General features: G+C 71.3%; 16 protein-coding genes. 10 read left to right on the top strand and 6 right to left on the bottom strand.

The features are described 5' to 3' along the window. The 3 genes from P1P70_RS21400 to P1P70_RS21390 all read left to right on the top strand — a co-directional run. Positions 1-999 (top strand): endonuclease/exonuclease/phosphatase family protein (locus P1P70_RS21400; RefSeq protein ID WP_319240183.1); only part of this gene is annotated, 999 nt, incomplete at its 5' end. 58 nt (positions 1,000-1,057) lie between these two features. Then, the gene (locus tag P1P70_RS21395) at positions 1,058-3,022 is read left to right on the top strand and encodes an FUSC family protein (RefSeq protein ID WP_319240182.1); all 1,965 of its coding nucleotides are present in this window, start codon (positions 1,058-1,060) and stop codon (positions 3,020-3,022) included. A gap of 171 nt (positions 3,023-3,193) precedes the next feature. Beyond that, the gene (locus tag P1P70_RS21390; protein WP_319240180.1) at positions 3,194-3,412 is read left to right on the top strand and encodes a hypothetical protein; all 219 of its coding nucleotides are present in this window, start codon (positions 3,194-3,196) and stop codon (positions 3,410-3,412) included. Positions 3,413-3,492: 80 nt separating this feature from the next. Here the strand turns inward: P1P70_RS21390 and P1P70_RS21385 are convergent, their stop codons facing one another. After that, positions 3,493-5,583 carry a PhoX family protein gene (locus P1P70_RS21385; RefSeq protein WP_319240178.1) on the bottom strand — a complete coding sequence of 697 codons (2,091 nt, stop codon included), beginning with the start codon at positions 5,581-5,583 and terminating at the stop codon, positions 3,493-3,495. Positions 5,584-5,836: 253 nt separating this feature from the next. Between P1P70_RS21385 and P1P70_RS21380 the strand changes: the two genes are divergently transcribed. From P1P70_RS21380 to P1P70_RS21360, 5 genes are all read left to right on the top strand, one after another. After that, positions 5,837-8,104: a VWA domain-containing protein gene (locus tag P1P70_RS21380; RefSeq protein ID WP_319240176.1), complete on the top strand. Its 2,268-nt coding sequence runs from the start codon at positions 5,837-5,839 to the stop codon at positions 8,102-8,104. Between the two features lie 137 nt (positions 8,105-8,241). Continuing rightward, the gene (gene metG / locus P1P70_RS21375) at positions 8,242-9,966 is read left to right on the top strand and encodes a methionine--tRNA ligase (protein WP_319240174.1); all 1,725 of its coding nucleotides are present in this window, start codon (positions 8,242-8,244) and stop codon (positions 9,964-9,966) included. A gap of 59 nt (positions 9,967-10,025) precedes the next feature. Beyond that, positions 10,026-10,391, top strand: coding sequence for a PH domain-containing protein (locus P1P70_RS21370; RefSeq protein WP_319240172.1), 366 nt, complete (start codon positions 10,026-10,028; stop codon positions 10,389-10,391). A 43-nt stretch (positions 10,392-10,434) separates the two neighbouring features. After that, positions 10,435-11,034 (top strand): hypothetical protein, encoded by a 600-nt coding sequence (locus tag P1P70_RS21365; RefSeq protein ID WP_319240170.1) that lies wholly within the window; start codon positions 10,435-10,437, stop codon positions 11,032-11,034. A gap of 285 nt (positions 11,035-11,319) precedes the next feature. Next, positions 11,320-11,451 carry a hypothetical protein gene (locus tag P1P70_RS21360; RefSeq protein WP_319240168.1) on the top strand — a complete coding sequence of 44 codons (132 nt, stop codon included), beginning with the start codon at positions 11,320-11,322 and terminating at the stop codon, positions 11,449-11,451. Between the two features lie 281 nt (positions 11,452-11,732). Here P1P70_RS21360 and P1P70_RS21355 read toward each other — a convergent pair whose 3' ends face one another. Both P1P70_RS21355 and P1P70_RS21350 read right to left on the bottom strand, forming a co-directional pair. Continuing rightward, complete coding sequence (locus tag P1P70_RS21355; RefSeq protein ID WP_319240166.1) at positions 11,733-13,085, bottom strand: polysaccharide lyase family 1 protein; 1,353 nt, start codon at positions 13,083-13,085, stop codon at positions 11,733-11,735. A 294-nt stretch (positions 13,086-13,379) separates the two neighbouring features. Further along, the gene (locus P1P70_RS21350; RefSeq protein WP_319240164.1) at positions 13,380-13,733 is read right to left on the bottom strand and encodes a hypothetical protein; all 354 of its coding nucleotides are present in this window, start codon (positions 13,731-13,733) and stop codon (positions 13,380-13,382) included. A 483-nt stretch (positions 13,734-14,216) separates the two neighbouring features. Between P1P70_RS21350 and P1P70_RS21345 the strand changes: the two genes are divergently transcribed. Next, positions 14,217-15,071 (top strand): CAP domain-containing protein, encoded by an 855-nt coding sequence (locus P1P70_RS21345; RefSeq protein ID WP_319240162.1) that lies wholly within the window; start codon positions 14,217-14,219, stop codon positions 15,069-15,071. 62 nt (positions 15,072-15,133) lie between these two features. Here P1P70_RS21345 and P1P70_RS21340 read toward each other — a convergent pair whose 3' ends face one another. From P1P70_RS21340 to P1P70_RS21330, 3 genes are read right to left on the bottom strand one after another with little or no spacing between them, the layout of a single operon-like run. Beyond that, the gene (locus tag P1P70_RS21340) at positions 15,134-17,104 is read right to left on the bottom strand and encodes a carbohydrate-binding domain-containing protein (RefSeq protein WP_319240160.1); all 1,971 of its coding nucleotides are present in this window, start codon (positions 17,102-17,104) and stop codon (positions 15,134-15,136) included. Next, on the bottom strand, positions 17,101-17,931 hold the full coding sequence (locus P1P70_RS21335; protein ID WP_319240158.1) for a VTC domain-containing protein: 831 nt from the start codon (positions 17,929-17,931) through the stop codon (positions 17,101-17,103). Before P1P70_RS21335 ends, P1P70_RS21340 begins: the two co-directional genes overlap by 4 nt. Further along, positions 17,928-18,545 carry a DUF4956 domain-containing protein gene (locus tag P1P70_RS21330; protein WP_319240156.1) on the bottom strand — a complete coding sequence of 206 codons (618 nt, stop codon included), beginning with the start codon at positions 18,543-18,545 and terminating at the stop codon, positions 17,928-17,930. The genes P1P70_RS21335 and P1P70_RS21330 overlap by 4 nt, the downstream gene beginning before the upstream one ends. A gap of 433 nt (positions 18,546-18,978) precedes the next feature. On the opposite strand from P1P70_RS21330, the gene P1P70_RS21325 reads away from it, so the two are divergent. Continuing rightward, complete coding sequence (locus P1P70_RS21325; RefSeq protein WP_319240154.1) at positions 18,979-19,620, top strand: pathogenesis-related family 1 protein; 642 nt, start codon at positions 18,979-18,981, stop codon at positions 19,618-19,620. The last annotated feature ends 60 nt before the right edge of the window (positions 19,621-19,680 follow it).

The following is a 19,680-nucleotide window of genomic DNA, read 5'->3' as shown; positions in this document are numbered from 1 at the left end:
GAACCCGCCCCGGCAGCCGGACCCCGCCCGCGGAAGCGGCACGGCGGCAAGGCCTTCCTCGCCACCCTGCTCCTCCTCGGCGTCACCCTCGTCGTCGGCTCCCGCGCCGTCGGCATCGACGCCTTCACCCCGGTCCCCCAACTCCTCGCGTTCCTGCCCTGGCTGCTCGCCCCCACCGCCCTCGCCCTTCTCCTCTCGCTCCTCGCCCGCCGCTGGATCGGCCTGACCTGGGGCGTGGTGCTCCTCGGTGCGCTCGCCTGGTACATCGAGCCGTACGGCAAGGCGGACGAGCCGACCGGGCCGGTGCTCGCCCAGGTGCGGGTGATGACGTCGAACGTCCAGTTCGGCCACGGCACCGACGCCCTCGTCAAGGCCGTACGCCGCGACCGCCCCGACATCGTCTTCGTCCCGGAGTGCGAACTCACCTGCTCGGCCAAGCTCCGCGACACGCTCGGCGACCTGAGCGGCCGGACCCCTGACTACCCGCACCGGCAGTCCGTCGAGGGCTACGGCTCCACCGGCTCCGTCATCCTCAGCCGGTACCCGCTGAAGGCCGCCGACCCGATCCCCGGCTCGATGGGCATGCCGGGTGCCGTCGCCGACGTCGAGGGCCACCCCGTACGGCTCCAGCTGGCGCACCCGATGCCGCCGCTGCCGGGGCAGCTGGACACCTGGCGGCAGGAGCTCGGCGCGCTCCGCGCGTACGCGGCGGAGAACACCGAGACGCCCACCATCCTGGCCGGGGACTTCAACGCCACCCAGGACCACGCGGTCTTCCGCTCGATCCTCGACACCGGGATGAGCGACGCCGCCCGGCTGACCGGGCAGGACCGCAGGCCGACCTGGCCCTCCCGGACGACCCCGAGGATCGGCGCCCAGATCGACCACGTCCTCGTCTCCGACGAGGACTTCTCCGCCCGCGAGGTCCGCTTCCTGAAGCTGTCCGGCACCGATCACAACGCCGTCGTCGTGGACCTCTCGCTGCACCGCCGCGGGTGAACCAAAAGGTCACGAACACCCCCCGGAAACCCCGATCGCCCCCGGCCATAATGGGCGCATGCCCCGCACGCTCCCCATCGGCCTCACCCCGCCCGACTGGCTGGTGCGGAACCTCCGGCCGCAGCCCGCGCCGGTCAACCGGCCGGCCGTGGCGCGCGCGGCGATCGCACTGACGCTGCCGCTCGTGCTCGGCCTCGCCGCCGGCCGACCCGAGTACGGCGCGCTCGCCTCCATGGGTGCCCTCTCGGGCGTCATCAGCGACACGGCGGCCGCGTACCGGATGCGGCTGCTGAACATCGCGGTCCCCCAGCTGTTCGCCGCCGTGGGCATCACGCTCGGTTCGCTGGCGTACGGGCAGGGCTGGGTCACCGTCGGGGTCCTCACCGGGGTCGCGCTCGTCTCCGGGATGATCTCGTCGATCGGCGCCGTGGCCTCCGTGTCGGGGCTCCTGCTGCTGCTCAACTCGGTGATCGGCGCGGGGCTCCCGATGCCGGGCCCGTGGTGGCTGGCCCCGCTGCTGATGACCGGCGGCGGCTTCCTCGTCCTCGCGCTGGCCCTGCTCGCCTGGCCGCTCAGGGCGGGCGTACCGGAACGGGCCGCCGTCGCCGACACCTACCGCAAGGTCGCGGACCTCCTCGCCACCATGACGCCGGACGCGCCGGGTGCGGCGGGCAAGGACACGTACGACGACGCGCGGGTCCTGGTCACCCAGTCCCTCAACCAGTCCTACGACCTGGTCCTCGCCCGCCGCGCCCGGCACCACGGCCGCAGCCCCGAACTCGTGCGCCTGCTGGCCCAGTTGAACGCGATCACCCCGCTGGTGGAGGCCGCCCCGGCGGTACGGCTCTCCGGCCGGCCGCTGCCCGCCGAGATCCCGGTGGCCGTACGGCATCTCGCGGAGGCCGTCGAGACGGGGTACTCGGGGCCGCTCGGGCTGCGGCTGCCGGAGCCGGGCAGCGCGACAGGGCGGGCGGTCGACCAGGCGCTGCGGCACGCCGCCGACGTCGCCGCCGAGAAGTCGCCGGACGCGCTGAAGAAGGCCGGCGACCGGGCCGGCCGCCCCGCGCCGCTGGGCGTGCGCGCCGCCCGGGTCGCCCGGAACGTCGCCCTCTCCGGCACCTCCTGGCGCTACGGCCTGCGCCTCGCGCTGTGCATCGGCATCGCCCAGGCCCTGGTGTCGCTCGTGCCCGTGCCCCGCTCGTACTGGGTGGCGCTGACCATCACGTTCGTCCTGAAGCCGGACTTCGGGTCGGTGTTCTCCCGAGCGCTGCTGCGGGCGCTCGGCACGGTCGTGGGGCTGGTGGTCGCGGCCGCGATCCTCACGGAGGTGCCGCGCGGCTGGTGGGACGTGCCGGTGATGCTGCTCCTCGCACCGCTCATCCCCGTCTTCACACCCCGGGGCTACGGCTACCAGACGGCCGCCATCACCCCGGTGATCCTGCTGCTCTCGGACACCCTCAACCACCAGGGCGCCGATCTGCTCGTCCCACGCCTCGTCGACTCCCTCATGGGCTGCGCGATCGCCCTGGTCGCGGGCTATCTGCTCTGGCCGGAGAGCTGGCACGCCCGGGTCGGCGACCGGCTCGCGGACGCCGTCGCCGACACGGCCTCGTACGTGGAACGCGCCTTCGGAAAGACCCCGGCCGACCCCTCCGAGCGGACCCGGACACGCCGCCGCCTCTACCGCGACCTGTCCGCCGTCCGTACGGAGTTCCAGCGGGCCCTGACCGAACCGCCGCCCGTCGGCCGACGGGCCGCCGCCTGGTGGCCGCTGGTCGTGGCGGTCGAGCGGATCGTGGACGCGACGACGGCCGCCAGGGTGCGGATCAAGCAGGGCGCGGAGCCGCCGTCCGCCGCCGAGGTCGACCAAGTCACCCTGCAGCTCAGGGAGTTGGCGGACGGTCTGCGGAAGACGGACACCCTGTACGAGGTGCGCTCCGACCTCAGCGGACCGCCGGGCAGTGTGCTGGAGCCGCTCCGCCAGGAGGTGGCGGCGGCCCGGACGATCACGTCGCCCCGCTGAACCACGAGCTCCGCAGGTCAATCCGGCGCAGGTCAATCCGGCGCAGGTCAACCCGGCGCAGGGCGCCGAATCGTTACGTCATCCCCGCACGGGTGACGGGGGGCGAATTCGCAGCCGAAAAGCAGACATGATCAATCCTGTTCAACCGCCCTACCTATAAGGGGATTTTTCATGCGTCGCACCGCGACCGTCCTGCTCGGTACCCTCGCCCTCGCCGGCGCCATGGCCCCGGCCGCCCACGCGGTCCCGGACCCGGTCGGGACCGTCACGTGTCTCGCCGAGACGCCCGCCGCCGTGACGGAGCTGGCCGCCGACCCGACCGCCCTCGTCGACCCGGCCGCGCTGCTCGACCCGGCCGGCGCCCCGGCCGTGAGCTGCCTCGCCCCCTGAGTCACGCCCCGGCGCGAAAACGTGCGGGCCGCCCTCCCCGACAGGAGGGCGGCCCGCATCTGTGTCTGCGCCGGTGTCGCTCAGACGCCGATGTCGCAGCCGTCCGCCCGCCACACGGCGACGACCGCCGGGCGGACGTACTTGCCCGGCCCGTCCGGCCAGGTGCTCTTCGGGTTCTCGACGGTCGCTCCGTCCAGCTCGCCCGGGTGCTGCACGGCGACCAGGACGCGGCGGTCCTGGATGATCGGGCCGCAGGTCTCGGCACCGCTCGGCACCGTCAGGAACTGCTTCAGCTCACCGCGCCGCTCCCCCCGGGTCGCGACCCCGAAGAGTCCGTCGTGCGAGCCGAGCTGGGCGCCGTCGGTGGAGATCCACAGGTTGCCGTACCGGTCGAAGGCGACGTTGTCCGGGCAGGAGATCGGGGAGACGTCGTCCTTCGGGAAGCCGGCGAAGTAGGTCGCCGGGTCGTCCGGGTCGCCCGCGACGAGGAAGAGCAGCCAGGCGAACTTCGTGCTCTCGGGCCGGTTCCAGCGCTCGGTGAGCTCCAGCACCTGGCCGTGCTTGTTGGCGTGGCGCGGGTTGGCCTCGTCCGCCTTGGGGTTGGAGCCGACGCCGCGGTTGGAGTTGTTGGTGAGGGCGACGTAGACCTTGCCGGTGACCGGGTTGGGCTCGATGTCCTCGGGGCGGTCCATCTTGGTGGCGCCGACCTTGTCACCGGCGAGCCGGGTGAAGACGAAGACCTCGTCGGCGGTCATGCCGTCCACATGGGAGACGGCGCCCTTGGCGGTGGCGGTGGCCAGCGGGATCCACTCGCCGCTGCCGTCGAACTCGCCGTCGGCCGGCAGCTTGCCCGTCCCGTCGATCTCGATCGCCGGGGAGTCCCCCGTCAGCTTGGCGACGTAGAGGGTGCCCTCGTCGAGGAGCGAGAGGTTGTGCTCGCGGACGGCGCGGCTCGACCCCTTCTTCATCCGCTTGCTGCTGACGAACTTGTAGAAGTAGTCGAAGCGCTCGTCGTCACCGGAGTAGACGACGGGGCGGCCGTCGGCGGTGAGCCGGATGGTCGCGGCCTCGTGCTTGAAGCGGCCGAGGGCGGTGTGCTTGCGCGGCGTGGACGTCGGGTCGTACGGGTCGAACTCGACGACGTACCCGAAACGGTGCACCTCGTTCGGCTCCTGGGCGACGTCGAACCGCTTGTCGAACCGCTCCCACTTGCGCTCGCTGGCGCCGGTGCCGATGCCGTAGCGCTTGTCGGTCGTACGGCTGCTGTTGGCGAAGTACTGGTTGAAGTTCTCCTCGCCGTGCAGCGTGGTGCCCCAGGGGGTGGTGCCGCCGGAGCAGTTGTTGAGGGTGCCGAAGGCCTTGCGGCCGGTCGGGTCGGCGGAGGTCTTCAGCAGGTCGGAGCCGGCGGCGGGGCCGGTCAGCCGGAACTCGGTCGTCGCCGTGACCCGGCGGTTGAGGTGGTGCCGGGGGACGGCGGTGAGCCTGCCGGTGCGCCGGTCCTCCTCGACCACGACGGCGGACAGTCCGTGGGCGGCCCAGGCGATCTCGACCTGGTCGCGGGTCGGGTTCGCGGCGTCGTAGCCGCGGAACATGAGCACCTCGTCGGTGTACTCGTGGTTCGCGACGAGCAGCTGCCGGCCGCGCTCGCCGGGGAGCGGGAGCAGGGCCAGAAAGTCGCAGTTGTACCCGAACTGGCCGGCCTGGGCCTTGGCCGTCTGCTTCTCCGGGTCGAAGGCGGGGGCGCCGCGCAGGATCGGCTCGCCCCAGCGGATGACGACGTTCTGCTTGTACCCGTCCGGGACGGTGACGGTGTCGGCGGTGTTGGGCGCGACGGAGGTGTAGCGCAGACCGCGGGCGGCCTTGGGCCGGGTCCTGGACCCGGCGGCTCCGGCCGACCCTGCCGCCCCTGCGGCGTCCGCCGACGTGGCCGCGGCGGCGGGGCGGGCGGTGCCGAGCGAGACGGCCGTACCGGCCGCGCCGGCCACGGAGACGACGGCGGCGGCCCTCATCACCGAGCGACGGCTGAGCGCGCTCGCGATCACGTCGCCCACGTACTCGTTGGTGCTGGTGTTCGGCACCTCGTGGAAGCAGGCGTCACCACAGCGGAACCGACAGGTCAGGGCGGAACGGCCGCCGGGATGCGAGCCGATCATGGGCAGCAGCTTGCGCACAGCGCGCTCCTCGATGCTCTTATGTGCCTTTTTGGTCTGAGCGCGACGCTAGGGGGGCGTGTGTTCGAGAACGGGGACGCGAGGTGAACAGGGGGTGAACCTGCGGCAGTTGAGGTGGTGTTGACAGCGCGGAGCGGCGGGGATACGGAAAGGCCCCTGCCCCACCCCAAGATCGCCACGCCCGGCCGCTAACCTTACGTGTCCGTCCTGGCCAGGGATTGACGGGCTACAACTCACCCGAAGGGTTGCGCACATGGGCATTCTCTCTCTCCTGCGGAATGCGTTCAGCCGCTCACGCAAGGGGCGCGACACGGTTCCTTCGCAGGAGGCGGAGCGGGATTCCGCCCCGGAGGACACCTCCGCGGCGACGGCCGAGGGGGCCGCGCCGCAGCAGGCCGCCGCCGAGCCGAGGGTCCCGGCCCCGGCGACCGAGCCCGCACCCTCGACCTCCTCCTCCGTCGCCGACGACCTCGTCTCCGCGGCCTTCGACAACGTGACGGTCCCGAAGCCGCGCACCAGCGAAACCCCCGAGAGAACGCCGAAGGGTGAGGCTGAGGCTGGGGCTGGGGGCACGCCGAAGGAGGAGCCTGCGGCGACGGAGCCGACAGCAGTGGCCGGGGAGAAGACCGAGGTCAAGGCCGAGACGCCGGTCGCCGAGGCTGAGACGCCGGTCGCCGAGACCGCAGTGCCCGCCGAGGCCGAGGCGGAGGCCACAGCCGAGGCGGAGGCCACAGCCGAGGCGGAGGCCAAGGCCGAGACGCCGGAGAGCGAGGCCGAGCCGGTCGCCCAGACCGCAGTGCCCGCCGCGGCTGAGACAGAGGCGTCCGCCGAGGCCGAGGCCGCCGACAAGGCCGAGCCGACGGCGGTCGTCGAGGCTGCCGATGAGGTGGAGGCTGCTGCGCCGGTGGCCGACGCGGAGCCGGAGACCGTCGTCGAGCGCGCGCCGGTCGCCGACACCGAGCCCACCGCTGCCGCCGAGGCCGAGGTGTCTGCTGAAGCCGAGATGCCTGCTGAAGCCGAGATGCCTGCTGAAGCCGAGATGCCTGCTGAAGCCGAGGTGCCTGCTGAAGCCGAGGTGCCTGCTGAGGCCGAGGTGAAGGTGCAGGCCGACGAGGAGCCCGCCGCGCCGACCGCCGAGACGGCGCCTGAGCCGGTGGTCAGGGCCGAGCCTGAGGCGACCCCGGAGCCGGAGGCGGACGCCGAGCCCGTGGCTGCGGACACCGAGCCGAAGCCCGACGCCGCTGCGGACACCGAGCCGGAGGCGGACGCCGAGCCCGTGGCTGCGGACACCGAGCCGGTGGCGACGCAGGACGCCGAGCCGGAGCCCGAGGCCGCCAAGGTGGCTGCCGATGAGCCCGTAGCGGAGGCGGAGCCCGAGGCCACGCCCGAGGACGAGGCGTCGGCCGAGCCGGAGCCGAAGGCTGCCGCTGAGGCCGCGCCGGAGCCCGAAACGTCTCCGGAACCCGAGGTCACCCCGGCCCCGGAGTTGGTCACCGAGCCGGAAGCCACCCCGGAACCGGCCGTCGCCGTCGCCGCCGAACCGGAAGCCACGTCTGAGCCGGCCGCGACCCCTGAACCCGAAGCCACCCCGGAGCCGCAGACCACCCCCGAACCGGTCGCGGCCGAACCGGCCACCGCCCCCGAACCGGTCGCCGTCGAGCCCTCCGAGCCCACCGCGGCCCCGGATCTGGTCGTCGTGGCCGATGAAGCCACCCCCGAAGTCACCCCCGAAGCCGCTCCTGAAACCACCCCCGAAGCCGCAGTCGCCGACGGCGACGGTGCCCCACAGGTGGCACCCGCGGCCGACGACGAAAGCGGCACGGGTGGTGCGGGTGGGAAGACGGACACGGCCGACGGCGCCGCCGAGGCCGTGCCCTCCGCCCCCATCCCCGGAGGGCTCCGCACCGCCTACACCGCCGCCCACGACGTACTCGCCAAGCAGAACCTCACCACCGCCCGCGCCAAGGTCTACCTCGTCCTCGACAGGTCCGCCTCCATGCGCGGCTACTACAAGGACGGCTCCGCCCAGGCCCTCGGCGAGCAGACCCTCGCCCTCGCCGCCCACCTCGACCCCGAGCAGCCCCCCACCGTCCCCGTCGTCTTCTTCTCCACGGAACTGGACGGCACCGGCGAACTCACCCTCGACGCGTTCGACAACAAGGTCGACGACCTGCACGCCGGCCTCGGCCGCATGGGCCGTACCAGCTACCACGTGGCCGTCGAGGAGGTCCTCGCCCAGCACCAGAAGGCGACCCCCGGCACCCCCGCCCTCGTCGTCTTCCAGACCGACGGCGCCCCGGACGCCAAGACCCCGGCGAACCAGGCGCTCGCGGACGCCGCGAAGAACCACCCGGCCGTCCACTTCGCGTTCGTCGCGTTCGGCGACCCGGAGAACAAGGCCTTCGACTATCTCCGGAAGCTGAAGACGCCCAACACGTCCCACTTCCTGGCCGGCGAGACCCCCCGCGAACTGACGGACGCCGAGGTCTACGAGGGCATCCTGTCCACCTGGCGCCCGTAACCCCCCGTACCCGACCGCACCACCCGCACCACCCGTGCCGCCCGCTTCCCACCCGTCAAAACGGGAGGCGGGCGGCACACCCATGTCGGCTAGGATTTCAAGACTCACGAAAACGACCGACCTGGGAGCATCCCCCGATGGCTCGACACCTCATCACCAGCGCCCTTCCGTACATCAACGGGATCAAGCACCTGGGCAACATGGTGGGGTCCATGCTCCCGGCGGACGTGTACTCCCGTTACCTGCGCCAGCGCGGCCACGACGTCCTCTACATCTGCGCGACGGACGAGCACGGCACCCCCGCCGAGCTGGCCGCGAAGGAGCAGGGCCTGCCCGTCGACACGTTCTGCGCCCAGGCGCACGACGCGCAGAAGGCGGTCTACGACGGCTTCGCGCTGGCCTTCGACTACTTCGGCCGGAGTTCCTCCCCGCAGAACGTCGAGATCACCCAGCACTTCGCTCGGCGCCTGAAGGAGAACGGCTTCATCGAGGAGCGGGCGATCCGCCAGGTGTACTCCCCGACCGACGGCCGCTTCCTCCCGGACCGCTATGTCGAGGGCACCTGCCCGCACTGCGGCTACGACAAGGCCCGCGGCGACCAGTGCGAGAACTGCACCCGTGTCCTGGACCCGACCGACCTGATCGACCCGCGCAGCGCCATCTCCGGCTCCACCGACCTGGAGGTCCGCGAGACCAAGCACCTCTTCCTCCTCCAGTCGAAGCTGCAGCACGAGGTCGAGGCGTGGGTCGCGGCGCACGAGGAGGAGTGGCCGCACCTGTCGTCCTCCATCGCCCGCAAGTGGCTGAACGAGGGCCTGCACGACCGCGCCATCACCCGTGACCTGGACTGGGGCGTCCCCGTCCCGGCCGACACCTGGCCGGAGCTGGCGGCCGAGGGCAAGGTCTTCTACGTCTGGTTCGACGCCCCGATCGAGTACATCGGCGCGACGAAGGAGTGGTCGGACCTGGACCCGGAGAACCGGGACTGGAAGTCGTGGTGGTACGAGGCGGACCTCGGCGAGAACCCCGTCCGCTACACCCAGTTCATGGCCAAGGACAACGTCCCCTTCCACACCGTGATGTTCCCGGCGACCGAGCTGGGCATCCGTGAGCCGTGGAAGAAGGTCGACTACGTCAAGGCCTTCAACTGGCTGACGTACTACGGCGGGAAGTTCTCCACCTCGCAGAAGCGCGGCGTCTTCACCGACCAGGCGCTGGAGATCCTCCCGGCGGACTACTGGCGCTACTTCCTCATCGCCAACGCCCCCGAGTCGGACGACTCGTCCTTCACCTGGGAGCACTTCACCGCCACGGTCAACAAGGACCTCGCCGACACCCTCGGCAACTTCGTCAACCGCGTGCTGTCCTTCTCGAAGAAGCGGTTCGGCGAGGAGGTCCCGGCGGGCAGCGCCCCCGGCGAGGCGGAGGCGAAGCTGGGCGAGGAGATCGCCCGCCTCCTCGCCGAGTACGAGGCGCAGATGGAGGCGCTCCAGTTCCGCAAGGCGGCCGCGGCCCTGCGCGCCCTGTGGTCGGCGGGCAACTCCTACCTGGAGGAGAAGGCCCCCTGGCTGGAGATCAAGACCGACCAGGACGGCGCGGCCCTCACCCTGCGCACCGCCATGAACCTCATCCACCTCTACTCGGTGGTCTCGGAGCCCTTCATCCCGGCGTCCTCGGCCACCATGCGCGCCGCGTTCGCCCTGCAGGACGACACCGCCACCTGGATCACACCGGACGAGGCCAGGTCCCTCACCTCCGTTCCCGCCGGCACCCCCTTCACCGTCCCCCCGGTCCTCTTCGCCAAGCTGACGGAAGAAGACCTGGAGGCCTACAAGGACCGCTTCGGCGGCGAACCGGCGTAAATCGCAAGCTTCCTGGCGAGGAAGCAACCCCGTATGTCCGGGTGTGCGTCTCTCTGTGCATGGCACTGTTCGGAAACGCGCACACGGTCGATCCCGGCAAGGCCCAGCAGGACTACGGACGCCTGCTGGGTCACGGGGAGCAGGTTCACGCGGCGTTCCTGCTGATCCGCGACACCATCCTGTTCACCGACCGCCGGCTGATCCTCATCGACAAGCAGGGGATCACCGGCAAGAAGGTCGAGTACCACTCGGTCCCGTACCGCAGCATCACGCACTTCGCGGTCGAGACGGCCGGCCACTTCGACCTCGACGCCGAACTGAAGATCTGGCTCTCCGGCACCCACGAACCGATCGAGAAGACGTTCACCAAGGGCGTGGACATCTACGAGGTACAGGCGATCCTCACGCAGTTCGTGGCCCGGTAGGACCACCGGGAGGAGTGAGCGGGAGAGGTGGAGAGGTGGAGAGGTGGAGCAGCTTGTGCGGGGTGCCAGAACCGCTCTGGTGCACACCGAGTATCACCTCTTCCGGATCTCGGATCCGGAGGGGCCCGTGGTCGATGACCTCGACGCGTCTCACAACGGCCTCGTGTCGGCCGTCGACGGAACCATCGAGGTGTCGACCGGGATCCACACCGGCAACGTCCGGGTGACCGTCGAGCTGCATGCCGTGCAGCCCGACCCCGCTGCGGACTGGGAGGAGATCGCCGAGATCTCATGGCGATCCCCGTCCGGAGAAGCGCTGGTGGCTCCCCTCATGGACGACCCCGTGGACCTGCCCTCGCTGGCCTCGCGAGGGCCGGGCCGCTACCGGTTGCGGGTCCATGCCCGGGGCAGGGACACGGCTGTCGACCGGACAGTGGTGGATGAGCCGGTCGAGTCCTATCTGCTCCAGAGCTGGCCCGCGACCCACCAGGACGCTCTTCTGGTGAGGGCGACCGACGCCTACGGGGCCCATCTCCGGGCCCAGGGTGCCGACGACACCATCGTCATCGACCACGAGGACTCTCCCGACACCCAGACCGGCCGGGAACGCGACCTCCTGCGCCGGGCCGAACACGAACAGTAGTCGGCCTCCACCGGCGCTCAGAAAGACCTCGGCTACCGCGGCCCCGATCCGAAACTCTGCCCGGGGTGCGCGGCGCGGCATGTGGTCTCCGCCATCCCCGGCGAGAGCCCCAACGCCCCAACCAGCGCGACGCCCCTGAGCACCCAGGCACAGCCGTGAACCGCGACAGCCTGCGAGAGCGCAGGCACGCGCGCCTCCGGCGCGGCCCCGCGGCGGCACGGAGTGCGGCGCGTCTTGGGGACGCCCTGTGCCCGTGCCCCGCCCGGCTCGCGGTCCGGCTCCACCGTGTCCCTGGCCGGATACTCCGGCCGGGGCACCTCTGGAGGACACCATGAGCACGCAGGCGTCGTCGCGCAGGAGGCCCTGCGGGAACTGACCGCCGTCCTGGACGAGGCCATCAGGGCAGTCCGCACGTGAGCTGGAAGTGGGAGTACGCCGGGCGGGGACATCATCGTTCCCGGCGGCATGTTCACGTACCGGGTCGTCGTGCGCAGCGAGCGGGTGTACGTCGTCCAGATCACCTATCTGGGGTTCTGAGACCCGGCGGCGTGGCCGACGGGCTTCATTGCGGCCTGCGAACGGCCCGGTCGGCTCGCCCCCTGCGTGAGGTGTGCCCGCGGACCCCCGTGCCGCGGGCACGGTGACGTCGTCCGGCCGTCGGAGAAGGGCGGCCGGGCGACGTCACGTACAGGGGGCTGTCAGGAGAGCGTGCCCGCGCCCGTCGTGCCGGTCAGGTCGGTCAGCAGGCTGGTGACCGTGGTCTGGAGGCCGGCGGTGAGGGCCGGGGTCCAGTTGACGGTCGTCTTCAGCTTCTTCGAGCTCGCGGCGTTGTACGCGGCGACGATGTCCGTGGCCTTGCCGTTGACGATGTTGCCGGTGCCCGCGAGCGAGCCCGTGCCGTCGCCGCTCAGCAGCTTGGCGACCTTCGCGTCGGCGGGGATCCTCCAGACGTTGCGCTCGGCGACGACCTGGGCCTTGGCGCGGGAGTCGATGCTGTACTTGGGCGCGTAGCCGTTGACCGTGGTCGTGTCGTAGACGTTGTTGTAGAGGTGGATCTGGCCGATGCGGGCCAGGGGAGCCCGCTGCACGATCCCCTTCCACAGGTTGTGGTGGATCGTCACGCGCAGCTTGCCCGTGCTGTCGGTGTCGCTGGAGCCGATCAGCATCGTCTTGTCGTGGTTGAGGAACTGGTTGCGCTCGACGGTCACCAGGTCGGAGCCGTTGGTGATGTCGAGGGCGCCGTCGTGGACCTGGTACTTGCGGCCGAAGTGGGTCGGCTCGGTCTTGTCGAAGGTCGGCGCGTCGGTGAACGTGTTGTGGTCCGCCCAGACGTTGGTCGCGCCGCGCAGCGTGACGGAGTCGTAGTTGGAGTTCCACTCGCCGGCCGAGCCGTCGGTCGGGTCCCACTGCGGGAAGCAGTCCTGGGTGTCCGCGAAGGTCAGGTTGCGGATGATGACGTTCTTGACGTTCTGGACCAGGACGCTGCCGCCGAGGATGCCGGCCTTGGTGCCGGGTACGCCCACGATGGTGGTGTTGGACGGCACCCTGAGGACGATGTTCTTCTTCTGCTTGTCCTGAGCGGCCTTGCGGGCGGTCTCCTGGGTGCCCGACGGGACCTTCTTGCCGTACTTCGCGGGGTCGAACGCCTTGAGGTACGCGGAGAGCGAGTAGCCGGTGCCGGCGGCGTAGTCCGCGCAGGTCAGCTTCTTGCCGGAGTCGCTCGTGTTGGCGTCGATCGTGCCCTTGACCTTGATGATGCGGGGCGTGGTGTCGGTGGCGGAGCCCAGCGCCTTCACCAGTTCCGCCCGGGTGGACACGGTGAACGTGTGCGCCGCGTCGGCCTTCGCGCCGCCGGTCGTACCGGAACCGGACGCCGCCCAGCCGTCCTTGGCGGGCAGCACCTGGTGGTACAGGTCGGTGGGGCTGGCGCTGGCGTTCATCACGAGGACGCCGGCACCGACAGCGGCGGCCACGGCTGCGGCGGAGACCACGAGGGTCCGCCGCTTGCGGAGGGACCGGCGGTGGGACGGGCGCGGGGAGGCAGAAGCCACTGATGAGTCCTTACGTAACGTACGTGGTTCGGGAGAACACGTGGTTCGTGTGGGGCCCCCGTGAAGGGGGTTCCGACTCATGTGTGGTCGCGGCTTCTTGAAAGGTTGCCGCCCTGATTCCGGGAATCCGGAAGGGAGTTGACGGCCGCCGTCGGGGGAGCGACGGCCGCCGTTCAGGGACGGAGCCCCTGGGGCGGGTCCCTGCTCACCCTGCGGACCCTGCGGTACGGGTGGACCCGCGGGGCCGGCTCCTGGGCTGAGAACGGCCACGCGCGCACGGGTGAATCGCGGCGGCTACTGGATGTGGTCCATCACCTCCAGGAACTCCTTCGTCGGGGAGAACTCGACGAGCTCGACGTCCTCCAGGGCTTCGGGCGAGTGGCCGGGGGACCAGTAGTAGGCCTGCCCCGCCTCGTAGAAGTCCTCGCCCTCCTTGGTGCGCATCCTCAGCCGGCCGCTGACGACCTGGCCCCAGTGGGGGCACTGGCACAGGTCGTCGGGGAGTCCCTTGAGCGCCGGTGCCATGTCGGTGCCCTGGGGGAGCTTGATGAAGGCGACGGTCATACCGCCGCCGATCTCCTGGACGCGTACCTCAAGACCGTCGCCCTCGATCAGCACGGGGGCTCCCGTCCGCGTGACTGCCGTCATGATTCCTCCACGACTGGATCACCGCGGGGTCTGTGCGATCTCCGCTTCTCCATCCAGTCTGCGCCCGTCACGCACACACCTCGAATCGGGTGACATGCGTCACGACCGAATTGCACACGATGGAACCGATCAATCCGTTTCATCAAAGCGACAAATGACTCCCCTCGAAGCCTCATCCGGCATTTGTCGCACACACGGCGAATCCAACTGATCGTCCGGAGCGACGAATCCCGCTCCGACGTCGTCGGCGCAACGGCTTTCTGCCTGGTCCCAGGGCGGGTTCGGGCACTCGGGAGCACACGGCGACCCGCCGGACGCGTACACCCCGACCCCCTTGGGAGGCCTCGTCGACGCGTCCCGGGGGCAGCACACGTGTTCGTTGCCCGGTGCGGCGAGGGGTCCCCATAATGACCGGGCTCACCAGGGCCACGGCCTGCCAAGGGGTCGATTGCGTCGAAGTCGGACCATTCAGTGAGGCCACGTATGACACGCACGAGACGAACGAACAGTCACCGCCGTAGGACGAAACGGTCGGCGGCGCGGCAGCCCAGGACGACACGCCGGAAGATAGCCGTCGCCACCGCCCTCGTGGTGGCCGTGGGCGCCATAGGCATCCCCACAGCCGCGTGGGCCGGCGGGGTCGGGCTGGGCGACTGGAGCAACGTGGCCTCCTCCTGGTGGGGAGGGGAGAAGCGGGAGCCGGCTCCGGCCGCGCCGTCGCGCACACCCTCCGCGTCCGCGACGCCCTCCGTCGAGAGCGCCCCGGACACTCCGGAGAGCTCCCCGAGTCCGTCGCGTTCCAAGGCCAAGGCGAGCGCGTCCCCCTCCAAGTCCGCCAAGCCGAAGGCCAAGTCCACCCCCGAGGCCGCCGACACGCCCGACAGGACCACACCGCCGCCGAGCGCCCCGAAGGCCACCCAGGCCGAACGCGCTCCCGCCGCCTCCACCGGCAACACGGCATCCGGACCCACGGCCCAGGTGCTGAACCTGGTCAACGCCGAACGCGAGAAGGCCGGTTGCTCGCCGGTGACCGTGGATGCCAAGCTCACCAAGGCCGCCCAGGACCACAGCCAGGACATGGCCGACCACCGGAACATGTCCCACACCGGCTCCGACGGTTCGGACATGAGTGAGCGGCTCTCCCGCGTCGGGTACTCCTTCCGTTCGGCGGGCGAGAACGTCGCCGCCGGGTACGGCACCGCCGCGAGCGTCATGGACGGCTGGATGAACAGCCCCGGCCACAAGGCGAACATCCTCAACTGCGGGTTCAAGGAGATCGGCATCGGCCTGGCCCAGCCGGGCAACTACTGGACCCAGAACTTCGGGACACCCGCCTAGCCACCGAGGACGAGCGGCGCCGTCCGTCCCGACGACCGGGTCACCCGACGGTGCCGCTACCGCTACTGGCCTCGGTCGCCGCCCCCACCCGGACCGCCGCCGAAGCCGCCCTCCGGGGCCTCGCCCGCCGTGACCGTGGCGATCTTCTCCGCCGAGCCGAGCTTTCCCGCACCGGCGAGGCCGCCGGTCTCGGAACCGGAGGTGGAGCCGCCGGAGTACACGGTGTACTCCTCGCCGCTCTTGATCCCGGCGCCCGAGTACACGACGTTCTGGATGGTCTTCGAGGTGACGTACGACGCCACGACGTCACCGTCCGCGTCGACGATGTGCAGGGTGGTGCCCGCCCCGACCGACGCGTCCAGGGTCGCCGACAGCCAGCCCTGCTCCGACTCCTCGTCCGGTGCGACGACCATGCCCGCGCTGCCGGAGGCGAGCAGCGTGCCGCCGCCGACGGTGAAGCTGCCGTTGACGTCGAGCGCTCCGTTGCCGCCCGTCTCGGGGCCGTTGACGACGATCGTGCCGCCGGTGATCTCGGCGGCGCCGTTGGAGTCGAAGCCGTCGCCCTGGGAGTTGAGGACGAGCGTGCCGCCGGTGACCTTGGCGGAGTAGTCGCCGACCTCCATGCCACCGCCTCCGCCTCCGCCGCCGCCTCCGCCGCCGGGGCCGCCGCCCCGGCCCCCCTGCGCGTCCTCGTCCTCTGACGTCGCCTCGCTGCCGGACGCGTTGACCCCGTCGTCGTTGGACGTGACGTTCGACGTACCGCCCCTGACCAGGATGTCCTTGCCCTCCAGGCCCTCGTTGGAGCCGGTGATGTCCAGGGTGCCCTCGCTGATGACCAGGTCGCCCTCGGCGTGGATGCCGTCGTCACCGGCCGCGAGGGTGACGTCGGCGCCGTTGAGGTGGACGGCCGCGTCGCCGTGCAGAGCGTCGGCGGAGGCGTCCACGTCGACCGTGCCGCCCTCCAGCACCGTGATCACACCCGACTTCAGACCGTGCGCCGAGGTGTCGTCGGAGGCCTCGGCCCGCACGGTCAGCTCGCCGCCGGTGACGACGAGGTCGGTGGCGGCGTCCACGGCGTCCCCGTTCGCGGTGACGGAGACCGTGCCGCCGTCGACGGCGATGTACCCCGCGTCCTCCTCGTCCGCGTTGTCGGACTTCAGCCCGTCTCCCTTCGCCGTCACGGTGACCGTGCCGCCGTTCACGACCAGGTAGTCCTTGCCCCGGATGCCGTCGTCGGCGGCCTCGACGGTGATGTTCCCGCCCTCGACGACCAGACCGTCCTTGCCGGCGATGGCGTCGTTGCCGTTCCCCTGCACCGTGAGCGAGCCGCTGCCGCCGATCGTCAGGTCGCCCGCGCTGTACAGGGCGGCGTTCGCCTCGGCGTCGTCGGCGTAGGAGTCGGTGTCGCTCAGCCTGTTCTCGCTGCCGCCCGCGAGGACGACGACCAGTCGTTCGGCCTCGGTCGCGGCGATCGCCGACCCGGAGGAGCTGGAGATGTCGACGCCGTCCAGGACCAGCTTCACGGTGGCCTCGGGGGCGGTGACCACGATCTGCCCGTCGTCGAGGGACCCGCTCAGCACGTAGGTCCCACCGGAGGTGATGGTGACGGTGGACCCGTCGACGTCCACCCCCTCGCCCTTGCCCTCGGCGGAGGCCGAGTCTCCCTTCAGCGCGATGGCGACGGCCGCCGACTCGTCGGCCTCCTCGTACGCGGTGTCGCCGTCCTCGGCGTGCGTCTCCTCGTTGTCGGCGAGGACGGCCGCCGCGTTCCGCGTCCCGTCCACGGCCGCCGCCGCGCTCGCGCTCGCCGAGGAGTCGGACGACGCCGAGCCGGAGTCGCTCCCGGCGGAGCACCCGGCCAGCGCGGCGGCCGCGAGGACGACGGAGGCGAGGGAGCCCGCGGTCTTCGTACGGAGCCCGCGTGCCCTTCTCCGCCACGCGTTCCGCGTCCACGCGTTGCGTGTGCTTCGCGCGTTACCTGTGTTCCACGTGTTCCTACGGATGTTCATGCGGATGTTCATGCGGATGTTCATGCGGGGCTCCCGTTCAGTGCCGGTGCGGTGGGGAAGTGGCGCCGCAGGACGGGCAGCCAGCGGTTGGCGGGCAGGTCGGGCCGCAGCGCGGCGAGCCCGGTGCCGTACTTGGAAACAGGGCAGGGCCGGTGCCTGAGCGACCACAGCAGCCGGTCGGCGCCCGATCCGGCGCGGCCCGCCTTGGTTTCGACGATGGCCCGTTCAGGGGTGCGCAGCTCGGTGCCGTCGGGCAGCGCCCAGGTCAGGCCGGTGTCGACGGTGACCCGGCTGCCGCTGCCCGGCAGGAAGAGGGTGGTGCGGAGGTAGCGGGTGGTCAGCGCCGGCACCAGGCGGAAGCCGTGGGAGTCGATGCCCGCCGCGCGGAGCACGTCGTCGGCGTACGCCCGCGCCTCGTGGCCCAGCCGCCCCAGCTCCCCGTCGTACGGGACCCGCTGCTTGACGGTGGTGCCGCGCGGACCGCGCGTCTTGACCTCCAGGAAGTGCTGCCCGGACGCCAGATAGGTCCGTATCCGCAGCTTGAAACGGCGGCGACGGCGACGGGCGGCCCCCAGGTAGCCGTCCATGTCCGGGGTGTCGAAGTACACGGACCGGTACGCGAACTGCCGCTCGCCGTCGACCTCCAGGACCTGTACTCCCCCAGTCTCGACTTCGCTCGACCGGGAGGGGCCCCCACCCTCCAGTCCGCCGACCACGAAGGGCAGGTCGGTGAGGGGCAGCATGTACTTGCGGTCCAGCCGGGTCAGCAGCTCGGCGCGGTCGACGAGTTCGTCGAGGCCTATGGGGCGCAGCGACCCGACCACGGGCGCCACGGAGTCCAGGGCCGTCATGCCCGGACCCCGTGCTCCCGCTCGACCCGGCCGCCGGCCTCGCGCGGTGCGCGCGGTGCACGCGGGCCCTCGCCGGTGACGAGGTAGCGGACGTCGACCAGGGTCATGTCGTTGACCAGGTCGACGCTCTGCACGGAGAGGTTCACCACCCGCCCGCCCAGCAGCACTTCGAGGTGGGCGCGCAGGGCGTCCTCGTCGGTGTACGCGGCGTCGAGACGCAGACTGCGCTGCCGGTACCGGCCGAACAGCCGGGGGTGGTCGCCGACGTACATCGTGGCGACGATCAGTGCCATGAGCAGCGTCGACAGGATGTTGACCCGCTCCGGCAACCCGGCCAGCAGACCGAGGGCGAGCGCGGAGAAGTAGTACGCGATCTCGTGCTGGGCGATCTCGTTGGACCGCAGCCGGATGATCGACAGGACGCCGAAGAGCCCCATGCCGAGGCCGATGCCGACGGACGACGAGCTGAGCGTCATCGCCACCGCGAGGACGCCGACGTTGACGCCGAGGAAGGCGGCGATGAGGTCCCGGCGGTGGTGGCGCGGGAAGTAGACCGCGAAGGTCAGCACGGAGATGGCGGCCAGATCGGCGACCACGAGAAGGGTCTGGTCCATGTCGAAAGACGATCGTGGGCCAACCTTTGAGCGCGCTTTGCCTTCCCTTAACTGAACTTGAGAAGTTCCACGGGCCAACGGCGGGTGAACCCGGAAGTCCGGCGAGGTACCGGCCGGATGGCCGACGCGGTCCCGCCCGGATGGCCGACGAGTCCCGCACAGCCGCCCGGGCGAGGTCCCGCACGGGCGCCGCCCTCCGGTCGGACCGTCTCGGCGGGCGTCCATCCGGAGGTCACGGTGCAATGGCCTGGGCCTGGGCCTGAGGGGCCTGGTGGGGGCCCATGGGCGCCCACGGGCGCCGAAACCCGGTCCTGCTCCGATTCCCCCGATGGGATGGCAGGTGATCCCGTCCGCACCCGCCCGGTCCCGGTCCTGCCCTACAAGTAGCTGCGCCGGTACGGCAGTTGGAGAGTCGGAGCAGAAGGAGGCACGAGTGGTGCGACGGGACAGGGCGCGGACGATGGCCGCGGCGACCGCGGCGGCGACGCTGGCGCTCGCTCCGGGGGCGGCCCAGGCCGTCGGCCCCCGGCCCACGGTCATGGAGACGGTCAACACGACGGCGACCGGGGTGACCGGCGTCGGGGTGACCGGGGTGACCGGGGTGACCGGGGTCGAGGCGACCGCTGCCGGGTCGGTGGCGGCCCTCCCGGTCGCGCCGAAACCGGAGGTCAGAAGCTTCCTGACGGTCGTCAACAAGGCTCGGGCGGGCGTCGGCGTCCCCCCGCTGGTCTGGGACGAGTCCGTCGCCGCGCAGGCCCGCTCCTGGGCGCGGGTGCGGGTCGCCGACTGCACGCTCGTCCACTCGAACAGCCGGTACGGCGAGAACCTGGCCAAGGGGTCGAACCCGCGTTACTCCCTGGCGGACGCCGCCCGTCTCTGGCTCGACGAGAAGTCCGACTACGACCGCCCCTCCAACTCCTGCGTCAACGACCGGGAGTGCCTCCACTACACCCAGCTGGTCTGGCGCGGCTCGACACGGGTGGGCGCGGCCAAGGCGAGGTGCGGCAACGGCTGGACCTACGTGGTGGCCAACTTCGACCCGCCGGGGAACTGGGTGGGCCGACGGCCGTACTGACCGGGGAAAGACCACGGGGGCCGTGATAATCCCTCCATGGCCCCACCCCCGCCCCCACTC

It is taken from the genome of Streptomyces sp. MB09-02B, from assembly GCF_033794485.1.
Taxonomy (GTDB): Bacteria; Actinomycetota; Actinomycetes; order Streptomycetales; family Streptomycetaceae; genus Streptomyces.
This window is presented reverse-complemented; position numbering and strand designations above follow the sequence as displayed.